Genomic DNA, 12,841 nt, shown 5'->3' with positions numbered 1-12,841 from the left:
AAAGGGGGTTAGAAACTGCTCTGGATCTTCAGGCCGCCGACCAGGGCGCCATCCACCTGCGACACCCCGCCCGGGTGGCGGATGTACTGCAGGTTGGGGCGCACCGTGAGCCAGTCGGCCAAATGGATGCCGTAGTACAGCTCGGCGCTGTACTCGGTGTCCTGCACGGGCAGGAAACCGGGGTTGTCGTAGTCGTAGAGGCCGGCGGCCTGGTTGGCCAGGCGGGCGTTTTTGCGGTAGGCAGGGTTGACGTGCACGCGGGCGAGGGCGAAACCGATGTCGTCCTTGGCGCGGGCGTCGAAAGGCCCTTTGTATACCAGTCCTGCCTGCACATAGTTGTCGATGGCATTGGTCTTCTTGTCATGCACCGTGGCGTTGGCGAACAGGCTCAGGCCACGCGACTGGTCGGAGGCCAGCGAAGTTACCTGCTGCTGGGCGCCGAGCCACATGCCGTGCTTGCTCGAACTGCTGCGGTAGGCGGCGCCGCTGACGGCGGCCGGCTGGCCGTTGCTGTCCTTGAGAACATCCTGTGCCTTGGCATTACTGTAGTAGTAGCCGGCGCGATATTCCCCTTTCAGGCCTTGGATGCGTGGTGTCCATACCAGTTCGATCGGCATTACCGCGCCCTGGGTGCCGCTGCCGCTGAGCTTGAAGCCGTTGCCGGTTTCCAGGTTGGAGGGGTTCTGCTCGAACACGCCGACCTGGGTGTAAAGCTCGTCGCTGAGGTTGTAGCGCACGCGCAGGGCCCACTGGCTGACCGGCCAGTTGTACCAGATGCCACCCACCCAGTTGCCCACCTGCGAGCCGCAGAAGGCCAGGTTCTGGAAGTCGCAAGGGAAGCTGTTGAAGTCCTCGCCTTCGCCGAAGCGGCCGAATTTCACGTCCAGCGCGCCATCGAAGTACTTCTGCTTGATCCACATCTGCGTCAGCCGCCAGGTTTCGCCCCGGCCCCAGACTTCCTGGGCCGAGGTGAAACCGCCAACGCGGGGATCGTTGATGCGGTCGTTGCTGATGTTGTCGCCGTGGCGCTCGGTGATGGTCAGCTGGAATTCGGCGTCTTGCCAGCCAAGGATCCTGTTCAGGTCCAGGTGGCTGCCAAAGGTGAACTGGTCGCTGTAGCGCGCGGTACGGTCGTGGTCGTAGCCACCGTGCAGGTTGCTGCCCATCTCCCCGGTGTAGCCGAGGGTGAAGTCGTAGCCTTTTTCCAGCAATTCGCTGCGGGTGCCGCCCCAGTCGCCGAGCATCCATGGGGAGTCGCTGGCAAACATTTCGCTGGCGGCGGCGGGTGTCGCCAAAGCGCTGAGGGCAAGGCCGATGTAACAGGTTTTGGGCAGTTGGAGCATGAGATAGCGCTATCTTTTGATTATTGAAAAAACGGCAAGCGCATCGAAGGGCGTGCCCTTCAATGGATATGGCGACAAGATGGTTTCAGTGAAGCGATTCAGCTTCAGGCGGGGAGGATATAGCGGAAGTTGTAAGAAAAAAAGACAAATTGTCGCAGGGGATTGTTGTTCAGCGGGTAACAATGGTCTGAAGGGGGCGCAAAGCGCCCCCGCGATTTCAGAAGGTGGTACGCAACCCCACTTCCACACTGCGCCCCGGTGCCGGTGCGATATCGCGCAATATCGAGCTGGCATAACGCACGGTCTGGTCGGTCAGGTTTTCGCCGCGTACAAACGCCAACCACTGGCTCTGGCCAACTTCGAAGCGGTAGCCAACGCTTGCACCCAGTGTGGTGTAGCCATCGGTGCTGGTTTCGTTGGCCGGTTTGCGGTGCTGCGACGCGGCATGCTGCACATCGACCCGCGCCTGCCAGCGGTCCAGTTCCCACACCAGGCCGCTGTTCAGGCGCAGCGGGGCGATGCGTGGCAAAGGTTCGCCACTGTCGAGGTTCTTGGCCCGGGTGTAGTCACCGGACAACTCCAGCGCGAAGCTGCCGTAGCGGTTCTCGACCAGCTGCCAGCGGTCCTGGGCCTCGATGCCGTAGAAGCGCGCCCGCACGCCCTGGTACTGGTATTCCGGAAAGCCCTCGTGGTCATGATCGTGGTCGTGGTCATCCTCGCCATGGTCGTGGTCATGTCCGCCCTCGCGCAGGTTGCCGGTGCCGATCAGCCCGATGTAGTTGCGGAAGTGGCTGTAGAACACCCCGACACTGCCTTTGTGGGTGCCATTGTCGAAGCGCAGCGCCAGGTCGGCGGAAATGGCCTTTTCCTTGTTCAGGCTGGCGTCACCCACTTCAAAGGCGCCGGTGGCCACATGCGCACCATTGGCGTACAGCTCGTAGAAAGTCGGGGCGCGCTCGGTGTAGCCAAGGTTGGCGGCCAGCGACCAGATCGGGTCGAGCTGGTACACCGCACCGGAGGACAGGCTGAAGGCGTTGAAGCTGCTGGCGCTGTCGGCATCGACGAAGTTTTCGTTGCCTTTGGCGTCCGGGTCTACCCGGGTGTGCTCCATGCGTGCCCCCAGGCTCAGGTTCAGCCGCTCTGTGGCCTGCCATTGCTCCAGCATGAACAGCGCCAGGCTGTCGGTGTTGGTGTGTGGGACAAAGGCTTCCTCGCCGAGGGCAGAGAATTCGTTGCGGCTGACCTGGGCACCGATCACCCCCTCCACCGGCCCGAGCGGTTGATGGCGGGCTTCGATACGTGCTTCGTAGCCCTTGTTCTTGAAGGTGGTGTGCACCTCGCCTTCTTCGATCTCGCTGTGTTCGTAATCTGTATAGCCAGCATCGACCTTGACGGAGCTGAACGGGCCGTCCAGGTCGCGCAGCTCGGAGGCGAAGGCGTAGTGGTCCTGTTTCATGTCCAGGCGCACACCGGACTCTGCCACCGAGCCGTAATTGCTGTCGTAGCCGCTGTACGACAGGCCGGCGTAACCATGATCCCAGTGATAGGCACCACCGACTGCACCGCCGTCCTGGCGGCCGTCGCTGTTTTCCAGGCGGTGTTTGCTGCCGGGCTCATCGGCGTCACGCACCTTGGAACTGCGGGCGTAGCCGGGGATGCGCAGGTCGTTGAACTGACGGCTGTTGGCATCCAGGTGCAGGGCGAAGGCACCGTTACCTGCCTCCAGCTTGCCGGCGCTGCTGCGCGTGGTGTCGGCGCCACCGTAGCGCAACTCACCAGCACCGTGGATGCCTTCGATCGGTGCATCCGGGATGCGGTTGTCGAAGGTGTTGACCACGCCACCGATGGCGTTGCCGCCGTAGAGCAGGGCGGCCGGGCCACGGACGATCTCGACGCGGTCGACAGTGACCGGGTCCAGCGGCACGGCGTGGTCATAGGACAGCGACGAGGCATCCAGCGCGCCGACGCCATTGCGCAGGATGCGAATGCGGTCGCCGTCCAGGCCGCGGATTACCGGGCGGCTGGCGCCCGGGCCGAACCAGGTCGAGGCGACACCGGGCTGCTTGTTGAGGGTTTCACCGAGGCTACCGTGCTGTTGCTGCAGCAGGTTGTCGCCTTCGAGCACGGTGCTGGGGGCGGCCAACTGGCGGTTGCCCAATGGGTTGGCGGTGATGACCTGGGGTTCGAGTTCCACGGCCTGGCTGGGCGACGCAGCCAGCCAGAGCGCGACGGCAAGGGGGGAGAGGCGAAGCGGTGAGTACAGCATGGGGATGGGGCGTTCCTTGGCAGATGCTTTTATAGTGTTACAACATAACATAACTATTTCAGCACAGAGGTTTTGCCCCTGGCCAGCATTTTTTCTGTGGGCTTGACGCATCCCACCCGCCACTACACTCGTGTAAGGTGCGCATCTTTCCTACGGAGCACAGCATGAGCACGGCCCAACACAACGCGCTGCACGGCAAGACCCTTGAACAGATCCTCACCGAGCTGGTGGCGCACTACCAATGGCAGGGCCTGGCCGAGCGCATCGATGTGCGTTGCTTCAAGAGCAACCCCAGCATCAAGTCGAGCCTGGCCTTTTTGCGCAAGACGCCGTGGGCGCGAGAAAAGGTCGAGCAGTTGTACGTGAAGCTGCAGCGCAAGGCCTGATATGCCGCGCCGCCCCTGGCTGACCGGCATGGCCGTGCTGGGCTGGTTCGGCCTGACCGTGCAGGTATACCTGGTGCTGCTGGCGCGCTGGCAGGAACAGGCCAGCCTGATTGGCGGCCTGATCAATGTGTTCGGCTATTTCACCGTGCTGACCAACACCTTGGTGGCGACGGTGCTCAGTTATGCAGCGTTCGGTCGTGAAGGCCGCGCCAGGCGCTTCTTCCTGTCGCCGTCGGTGAGTGCTGCAGTGGCAGCCAGCATCGTGCTGGTGGCGCTGGCCTACAGCGTGTTGCTGCGCCACTTGTGGCACCCGCAAGGCTGGCAGTGGCTGGCGGACGAGTTGCTGCACGATGTGATGCCGCTGCTGTATGCCTTGTACTGGTGGTGCGAGGTGCCCAAGGGCAGCCTGCGGCTATGGCACCTGGCAGTGTGGGCGATGTACCCGGCGGTGTACTTCGCCTATGCGCTGTGGCGGGGAAGCGAGATTGGCGTATACGCCTACCCGTTCATCGATGTGGCGAGCCTGGGATATGGGCAGGTGATGCTCAATGCCCTAGGGGTGCTGGCGGGGTTCTGGGGGATCGGGTTGGTGCTGCTAGGGCTGGATCGGTGGCGCGGGGTGCGGAAATTTGCATAGCCTGTGCTGGCCTCTTCGCGGGTAAACCCGCTCCCACAGGTACTTCACAAACCTTTAGGGCAGTGCAGTACCTGTGGGAGCGGGCTTGCCGGCGATGGGGCCGGTGTAGGCAACCAAGATCACTCGTCGTCCGCAGCTCCGTCGGCACGCCAGTAGGCCGCAGCCTTCAGCGCATCCTCAGGCACCCCTTTTTCCAGCAATAGCGCCTTGGCCTGGCGGGTCAGGGCTTTTTCCAGCGCCACCCAGCCATACAACCGGCCTTGCGGCAAGGTCAGGTTCTTCACCAAGGCCAGCAAATCTTCCTGCCGGCGGCGCACCCAGATAACTTCGACTTGCGCCTTGCTTGGCAGCGGCTGGCGCTCCTGCTCGTCTTCGATCTGGATCACCGCCAGCACTTGGCGGCCAGCCGGCAGTTCGTCCAACCGGCGGCCAATTGCCGGAATGGCGGTTTCGTCACCGATCAGCAGGTAGCTGTCGAAAATATCCGGCACCACCATCGATGCCCGTGGCCCGGCGATGTCCAGGGTTTGCCCCGGGGTGGCCTGGGCGGCCCAGGTGGAGGCTGGGCCGTCACCGTGCAGCACGAAGTCGATGTCCAGTTCATTGGCCACCAGGTCGATGCGCCGTGGCGTGTACTCGCGCATGGTGGGCCGTGCGCCACCGTCCCGGCCCATATTACGGGCCTCGATGGCCTGTTGTTGCTCCGGCGTTTCGGCGAACAGCAGCTTGATATGGTCGTCACTGCCGACGCTGCTGAAACCTTGCAGTTCGGCACCGCCGAGGGTGATGCGGCGCATGCGTGGGGTCAGCTCGGTGACGCGCATTACCTGCAGACGGCGTTGGCGGATCTCGTGGTTGACGCGGTGGATGGTGTCACTCATGGGAAGTCTCCCCGACAGGTTCGGCCAGCCCGGAGGCGATGGCCTTGGCGGTATGGTTGAGCAAGTCGCGGACCCGTTGGATTTCTTCCGGTGTCCAGCGGCCGCTGTGCATGTGCAGTGCGTGGCGCAGGTTGCCGACCGCTTCATGGATTTCTGGCGGGCGGTCGTGGCCGCGCAGGGCGCGTTTGCTGACTTCGATGCGCATGCGCACGCCGTCCAGCGCGACAGCTTGCTCGGCCAGGGCGCTGCGCCCAGCGTCGGTGATGGCATAGAGGCGTTTGCTGCCCTGCACCTGGCCGCTGATCAGCTCGGCCTCTTCAAGAAAATTCAGCGTGGGGTAGATCACCCCTGGGCTTGGGCTGTAGCTGCCGTCGAACAGGTTTTCGATCTGGCGGATCAGGTCGTAACCGTGGCCGGGCTGCTCGGCGAGCAGGTCCAGCATCAGCAGCTTGAGGTCACCGGGGGCGAAGACGCGTGGGCCGCGCTCGCCGCGGCCGGGGCGCCGCTCGAAGGGGTCATGGGGGGTGTGTTCACGCATGGGGGCAGGGCTCCGTCGTTTGCGATATATCTTAAGATATTACTCAAGATATATCTAAAGACAACCCCTTTAATGCAGATGATTATCATCTAGTCATTCGATACGTTCCCTGCCGGCGGTGGCGTATGTACCGCAGCCTGCGGCGGCTTGCATTCATTCGGATTGCCCGGCTGCAGGTATGGCATGAGGATCGGTGCCATGCCCTTGAGCACCTGCACCGGCAGCGCCGAGGTGAATTTGAACGCTTCTGCCGAGCGCCCTGGCACAAAGGCAGTGAGGGTGCCGAAGTGGTTGTCGCCCAGGAAGAACACGAAGGTGGCAGTGCGGTTCAGCGAGCGCGAGCCAATCAGCCGACCGCCGGCGCCGAAGCTTTCGATGCGGTTGTCACCGGTACCGGTCTTGCCCCCCATCACCAGTGGCGTGCCGTCCTGCAGCTTGAAACTGCCGGAAATACGCCGCGCAGTGCCTGCATCGACCACCTGCGACATGGCGCCTTTGAGCGCGCGCGCCACTTCCACCGGCAGAATCCGCACGCCCCGGTCCGGGTCGGTGATCAACTTGGTTTCATAAGGTGTGTTGGCTGCAAAGTGCAGGGTGTCGATGCGCAAGGTAGGCAGGCGTATGCCGTCGTTCTGGATGATGCCGACCAGTTCGGAGAGGGCGGCGGGGCGGTCGCCCGAACTGCCGATGGCGGTGGCCAGCGAGGGCACCAGGTGGTCGAATGGATAGCCCACGCGTTTCCAGCGCTGGTGGATGTCGAGGAAGGCTTCGATCTCGACCATGGTGCGGATGCGGCTGTCGCGGGCCCCTTGGTGGCGGCTCTTGAACAGCCAGCTGTACACCTCCTGGCGCTCGAAGCGGCTGGCGTTGACCATTTCGGTCAAGGTCGAGCTCGGGTTTTTCAGCAGGTAGCCAAGCAGCCACAGGTCCAGCGGGTGGACCTTGGCAATGTAGCCCTGGTCGGGCAGGTCGTACTTGCCCGGGCCATAGGCGTCATACATCTCTGACAGGCGGCCGTCGGTCAGCTTGCCCAGGGTAATCTTGTCGCCCTTGAGGTGGGCACGTACGAAGGCATTGAAGGTTTCCTGGCCTGCTTCGGGGAACAGGTAGCGGTGCACCGCCGCCAGCCGTTGCGGGGTTACGCGCATGCTGTCCAGGAAGGTGTCCAGGCGCTGCTGCGAGGTCTTGCGCTGGTATTTCTTCCAGAAGCGCATCAGGTAGTTGGTGCCTTCCTTGTCGGCGAAGCGGGCCAGGTATTCCTGGCGGCGAGGGTCGGCGTCGTCCTTGAGCAGCGGCACGCGGTTGTACGGCTGCTGGTAGGTCACGTAGCGCACCAGGTCGCGCATCAGGCGAATGAACGGCAGGTTGATCGATTCGCGCAGCGCATCCTTGAGCGTCGGGTTGCGGCTGTTGTCTTCCTTGCGGAAGTTGTTGAACACGTGCATGCCGCCGCCTGTGAAGAAGGCTTCACCGGTATTGGCGGAGTACTTGCGCTCCAGCGCGGCGTCGAGCATGGCGTCCAGGCTCTGGTTCTTGCTGTTCTGCGTCAGCCATTCCAGCGACCACTGGGTGATGCGGTCGAGTTCGGCGACATCGACCTTCTTCAGCTCGGCAGCGGGTTTGCCGGCGTACTTGTCGTGCAGTTCGGCGATGATCTCCAGGTACGTGGTCAGCACCCGCAACTTGGCGGTGGAGCCCAGTTCCAGCTTGCTGCCCTCGTTGATGTCGAAAGGCTGGTTGGTGCTGTCGGTCTGCACCCGCACCCGCGAGCCGTCGGCGGTGCGCTCGAACAGGGTGAAGCTGTAGCTGACCTGGTCGGTGGTCTTGGAGGTGAGCAGGCGCTCGCCGATCAACCCCATCTGCGCGGCAAATTCCGGGTCGGCAAGGTTCTTCAGGTACTGGCTGACCTGCAGTTGCAGGTCGGCCTGCAGGGTACTGGTGGCCGACACATCGAGGCGGTCGAGGTCGTACAGCGGGCGATTGAGCATGGCTGCCAGACGGTTGCGCGCCAGGCTGATGCCCTTGTTGGTAACGATCGGCACGATGGTTGGTTGCGCTACCCAGTCGCGATAGACCGCCTTGCTGGCCAGTGCGGCATCGGCCAGTGGCTGCTCGATCACTTTGTTGGCGGCGAGCACGCGGATGTGCGAATCGGTGAGTTCGGCCAACTCGACCCGGCCCTTGGTCAGGTAGTGGGACGGGCGGCGCTGGGCAATCATCAGCGACAGCACCTGGCGCAGGGCAAGGCCGCGTGCGGCCATGCTTTGAGCGTCACTGGCGGTGGAATTCAGGGCCTGGTTGACCTGGTCGAAGTCGCCGCCATACCACACCCGCAAGCCTTCGGCCATGCCGTGCACTTCGCCGTGCCCAGGCACGGCCGACAGCGGCACACTGTTGAGGTAGTCGCGCACGATGCGCTGGCGTGCTTCGGTGGTATCCGGGCCGCCCTGGTAGGCACGCACGCTGGCAGAAATCATCTGGCGGATTTTCTCGGCACCCGACACGGTCAGGCCGTCCGGTGAGTGGCGGTACTTTTCCAGCTGCGTGGCCAAGGTGCTGCCGCCCGCAGACTGGCCGGGCAAGGCCAGGTACTTGGCCACCTGGCTGTAGGCGGCCTTGGCGAAGCGGGGCCAGTCTACGGCCGGGTTGTTGCGCGGGTCCTGGGTATCGAGCAGGTCGCGGTTCTCGATGAACAGCAGGCTGTTGACCATCACCGGCGGGATCGCGGCAAAGTCCGGGTACAAGTGCTGCGGGTAGTTGTACTGGTACAACGTGTCGCCGCGGCAGTCGGTGATCGACAGGCCGGCCTGAATCTTCTCGATATAGGGTGCGAACAGCCCATGATCGACGTAGTTCATCAGCGCGGGTGAGAACTTTACCTGCTCAGTGATGAGGTAGTCGCGCTTGAGCAGGCGTGGCAGGAATTCGCCCAGGGCACTGTAGCCAAGGCGTCTGTCGAACGGCCCGTCACCGGGGTAGATGATTGCATCACTAGGGCCGGGCTCCAGCGAGTAGGTCAGGGTACCGGCCAGTTTGCTGAACTCGCGTGATTGCAGTTCGGAGGTGCGGAATTCGTCATATGCAGCGAAGCCGATGGCCACCAGCGCCACCAGCAGGATGAGGATGATCAGCCGCCACCATAGCCGACGCTGACGGGGGGACTTCGGTTGTGGCGTCTCGGCCGGAGGTATCTCGGGTGCTTCCGTTCTGCTTGGTTCCGATTGCCACAGTGCGCCCATAGTCTTCAATCCGGCCAGGTGTTTTCGTCTTGCTTGACTGAAGCTTAGACGTTGAGCGGGTGAGGTGAAAATTTTGTAGGAGGTGGAGAAAAGCGGGGTAGGGCTATGCGGCTTTGGTGTGGGTTTCTTGATACGGCGATGTTGCTATGGTGCCGGGGCAGCTTTCAGGGCCGCTGCGCCCGCCAGAAAACTTGCTGATTATTCCTGTATATACAGCGAAAATCCCTGCAACGGTCTTCCTATACTGCTCGGCCCCTTCGCCCTGCCGGGCGCTCTACCCCGGCATACGGGCCGGCCCACGAGGCCAGCCTGGCAAGCCTACGTCACGCCTATCGGCATGGCCGGTGCTGCACGAAGGTCAAATCCAATAACAAAATGAGGTTGTATTGCTATGCCAGTCGGCAACCACTCTGCCCATGGCCAGGCCAATGAAGGCGGCCCGCTCAAGCGTGAACTGGGCGAACGGCACATCCGCCTGATGGCGCTGGGCGCCTGTATCGGCGTCGGTCTTTTCCTCGGTTCGGCCAAAGCCATCGAAATGGCCGGCCCTGCCATCATGCTGTCCTACATCATCGGTGGCCTGGCCATCCTGGTGATCATGCGCGCCCTTGGCGAAATGGCCGTGCATAACCCGGTCGCCGGGTCGTTCAGCCGCTACGCCCAAGACTACCTCGGCCCGCTTGCGGGCTTTCTCACCGGCTGGAACTACTGGTTCCTGTGGCTGGTGACCTGCGTTGCCGAAATCACCGCAGTGGCCATCTACATGGGCATCTGGTTCCCCGACGTACCGCGCTGGATCTGGGCCCTGGCGGCCTTGGGCAGCATGGGCGCGGTCAACCTGGTGGCGGTTAAGGCCTTTGGCGAATTCGAGTTCTGGTTCGCCCTGATCAAGATCGTCACCATCATCGCCATGGTCCTTGGCGGCATCGGCGTCATTGCCTTCGGCTTCGGCAATGACGGTGTGGCGTTGGGTATCTCCAATCTGTGGAGCAACGGCGGTTTCATGCCCAATGGCGTGACCGGCGTGCTGATGTCGCTGCAGATGGTGATGTTCGCCTACCTGGGTGTGGAAATGATCGGCCTCACCGCCGGCGAAGCACGCAACCCGCAAAAGACCATCCCGCAGGCCATTGGCTCGGTGTTCTGGCGCATCTTGTTGTTCTACGTCGGCGCGTTGTTCGTGATCCTGTCGATCTACCCGTGGAACGAAATCGGCAGCCAGGGCAGCCCGTTCGTCATGACCTTCGAGCGCCTTGGCATCAAGACCGCCGCCGGCATCATCAACTTCGTGGTCATCACCGCGGCGCTGTCGTCGTGCAACGGCGGCATCTTCAGCACCGGGCGCATGCTCTACAGCCTGGCGCAGAACGGCCAGGCCCCGGCGGCCTTCGCCCGCACCTCGAAAAACGGCGTACCGCGCAATGCGCTGCTGCTGTCGATTGGCGCGCTGCTGCTGGGCGTGCTGGCCAACTACCTGGTGCCGGAAAAGGTGTTTGTGTGGGTCACGTCGATTGCCACCTTCGGTGCGATCTGGACCTGGGTGATGATCCTGCTGGCGCAGCTCAAGTTCCGTGCCGGCCTGACTACCGCCGAGCGCAAGGCGCTGAAGTACCGCATGTGGCTGTGGCCGCTGAGCTCATACCTGGCGCTGGGTTTCCTGGTGCTGGTGGTTGGCTTGATGGCGTACTTCGAGGATACCCGTGTGGCCCTGTACATCGGCCCGGCGTTCCTGGTGCTGCTGACGGTGCTGTACTACGCGTTCCGTCTGGCGCCGAAAGACGTGCAAGGTGTAGCCAGTACTGCTTCCTGATCTGAAACCTCTGGGGCCGCTTTGCGGCCCCAGGGCTCTATCAGGCCGCCACTTCGCTGTGCGGCTCAAAGCTGTCGGCCCGGGCGAGCTGCCACATGCGCGAATAGAATTGCCCATCCACCTCGCCGGTCAGCAACTCCCCCGGCTTCAAGAACACATGCATCTGCGAGAACAGCTTGATCTCGGTGGCCGAGACGCGCCGCACCAGGTGCTTGGCCTCCAGCTGCGCAGGGTGCTCCAGGCCCGCCGCCGCCAGCATTTCGGCCAGGGCACGCAAGGTGTTGTGGTGAAAGTTCAGCACCCGTTGGGCCTTGTCCGGCACCACCAGGGCGCGCTGGCGCAGCGGGTCTTGCGTGGCCACGCCGGTCGGGCACTTGTTGGTGTGGCAGCTCTGCGACTGGATGCAGCCAATGGCGAACATGAAGCCGCGCGCCGAGTTGGCCCAGTCGGCACCGATGGCCAGCACGCTGGCGATGTCGAAGGCGCTGACGATCTTGCCGCTGGCCCCTAGCTTGATCTTGTCACGCAGGTTCAGGCCAACCAGCGTGTTGTGCACAAACAGCAGGCCTTCGCGCAGCGGTACGCCGATATGGTCGGTGAACTCCACCGGTGCGGCGCCGGTACCGCCTTCCTTGCCATCGACGACGATGAAGTCGGGCAGGATGCCGGTTTCCAGCATGGCCTTGGCGATGCCCATGAACTCCCACGGGTGGCCCAGGCAGAATTTGAAGCCGACCGGTTTGCCGCCGGACAGCTCACGCAGCTGGGCAATGAACTGCATCATCTCGATCGGCGTGGAGAAAGCGCTGTGGCGCGACGGCGAAATGCAGTCTTCGCCCATCAGCACGCCGCGGGTCTCGGCGATTTCCTGGGTGACCTTGTGTTTGGGCAGGATGCCGCCGTGCCCAGGCTTGGCGCCCTGGCTCATCTTGATTTCGATCATGCGCACCTGTGGGCTGCGCGCCTGGGCGGCGAAACGTTCGGGGTCGAAGCGCCCGTCCGCCGTGCGGCAACCGAAGTAGCCGCTGCCCAGCTCCCAGACCAGGTCGCCACCATGCTCGCGGTGATAGGGGCTGATGCTGCCTTCGCCGGTGTCATGGTGGAAGTTGCCCAGCTTGGCGCCCTGGTTGAGGGCGCGGATGGCATTGGCGCTGAGCGAGCCGAAGCTCATGGCCGAAATGTTGAAGATCGAGGCCGAGTACGGCTGGCTGCACTGCGGCCCGCCGACAATGACGCGGAAGCTGGCCGGGTCGACCAGCGGCGCCGGGCGCATGGAATGGCCGATGAACTCGAAGCCGGACTCGTACACGTCGATCAGGGTGCCGAACGGTTTGTCCGAGGCTTCGTTCTTCGCCCGGGCATACACCAGCGAACGCTGGGCGCGGGAGAATGGCAGGGCGTCGCTGTCGGACTCCAGCAGGTACTGGCGGATTTCCGGGCGAATGGCCTCGACCAGATAGCGGATGTTGCCCAGGATCGGGTAGTTGCGACGTACGGCATGGCGTTGCTGCAGCAGGTCGAACAGGCCGATCAGGCTGAGGATGCCAGTGGTCAGGGTGAACGGCCACAGCCATTCGTGGTGGGTGAAGGGCAAGCTCGCCAGGGTGAACAGTACACAGGCGGCGAAGAAGGCGTAGCGACTGAGAAGTGACAGGCTCATACAGGGTCCTTGCGATGGCGCGGTCAGGCTCAGGGCCTGGTGGGCAAACCCCGACCATAGCCAAGTTGCAGGGCCCTGCAA

Annotated in this window: 9 protein-coding genes; 3 read left to right on the top strand and 6 right to left on the bottom strand. The window is 63.2% G+C overall.

Annotation, left to right across the window (positions count from 1 at the left end; all coding sequences use genetic code 11):
• Window positions 1-8: 8 nt before the first annotated feature.
• Both MRBLPB4O_RS22430 and MRBLPB4O_RS22425 read right to left on the bottom strand, forming a co-directional pair.
• A complete protein-coding gene (locus MRBLPB4O_RS22430) occupies window positions 9-1,343 on the bottom strand; it encodes a carbohydrate porin (protein ID WP_341796637.1) in 1,335 nt (444 codons plus the stop codon).
• Between the two features lie 217 nt (window positions 1,344-1,560).
• Window positions 1,561-3,609, bottom strand: coding sequence for a TonB-dependent receptor (locus tag MRBLPB4O_RS22425; protein WP_341796636.1), 2,049 nt, complete (start codon window positions 3,607-3,609; stop codon window positions 1,561-1,563).
• Between the two features lie 164 nt (window positions 3,610-3,773).
• Here MRBLPB4O_RS22425 and MRBLPB4O_RS22420 point away from each other — a divergent pair, with 164 nt between their 5' ends.
• Together MRBLPB4O_RS22420 and MRBLPB4O_RS22415 are read left to right on the top strand one after the other, a co-directional pair.
• A complete protein-coding gene (locus tag MRBLPB4O_RS22420; protein ID WP_016498188.1) occupies window positions 3,774-3,995 on the top strand; it encodes a VF530 family protein in 222 nt (73 codons plus the stop codon).
• A 1-nt stretch (window position 3,996) separates the two neighbouring features.
• A complete protein-coding gene (locus tag MRBLPB4O_RS22415; RefSeq protein ID WP_016498189.1) occupies window positions 3,997-4,632 on the top strand; it encodes a Pr6Pr family membrane protein in 636 nt (211 codons plus the stop codon).
• Between the two features lie 119 nt (window positions 4,633-4,751).
• Here MRBLPB4O_RS22415 and MRBLPB4O_RS22410 read toward each other — a convergent pair whose 3' ends face one another.
• From MRBLPB4O_RS22410 to MRBLPB4O_RS22400, 3 genes are all read right to left on the bottom strand, one after another.
• Complete coding sequence (locus MRBLPB4O_RS22410) at window positions 4,752-5,513, bottom strand: siderophore-interacting protein (RefSeq protein ID WP_341796635.1); 762 nt, start codon at window positions 5,511-5,513, stop codon at window positions 4,752-4,754.
• The gene (locus tag MRBLPB4O_RS22405) at window positions 5,506-6,051 is read right to left on the bottom strand and encodes a PadR family transcriptional regulator (protein ID WP_341796634.1); all 546 of its coding nucleotides are present in this window, start codon (window positions 6,049-6,051) and stop codon (window positions 5,506-5,508) included. Before MRBLPB4O_RS22405 ends, MRBLPB4O_RS22410 begins: the two co-directional genes overlap by 8 nt.
• Before the next feature lie 89 nt (window positions 6,052-6,140).
• Entirely contained in the window at window positions 6,141-9,290 is a 3,150-nt protein-coding gene (locus MRBLPB4O_RS22400; protein ID WP_341796633.1) for a transglycosylase domain-containing protein, read from the bottom strand.
• 391 nt (window positions 9,291-9,681) lie between these two features.
• Between MRBLPB4O_RS22400 and MRBLPB4O_RS22395 the strand changes: the two genes are divergently transcribed.
• A complete protein-coding gene (locus tag MRBLPB4O_RS22395) occupies window positions 9,682-11,100 on the top strand; it encodes an amino acid permease (RefSeq protein ID WP_016498193.1) in 1,419 nt (472 codons plus the stop codon).
• Between the two features lie 40 nt (window positions 11,101-11,140).
• Here MRBLPB4O_RS22395 and MRBLPB4O_RS22390 read toward each other — a convergent pair whose 3' ends face one another.
• Entirely contained in the window at window positions 11,141-12,760 is a 1,620-nt protein-coding gene (locus tag MRBLPB4O_RS22390; protein WP_341796632.1) for an FMN-binding glutamate synthase family protein, read from the bottom strand.
• Window positions 12,761-12,841 lie beyond the last annotated feature (81 nt).

It is taken from the genome of Pseudomonas sp. LPB4.O, from assembly GCF_038383825.1.
Lineage (GTDB): Bacteria > Pseudomonadota > Gammaproteobacteria > Pseudomonadales > Pseudomonadaceae > Aquipseudomonas > Aquipseudomonas putida.
The sequence above is the reverse complement of the archived record's forward strand: the minus strand, read 5'-3'. Positions and strand labels throughout refer to the sequence as shown.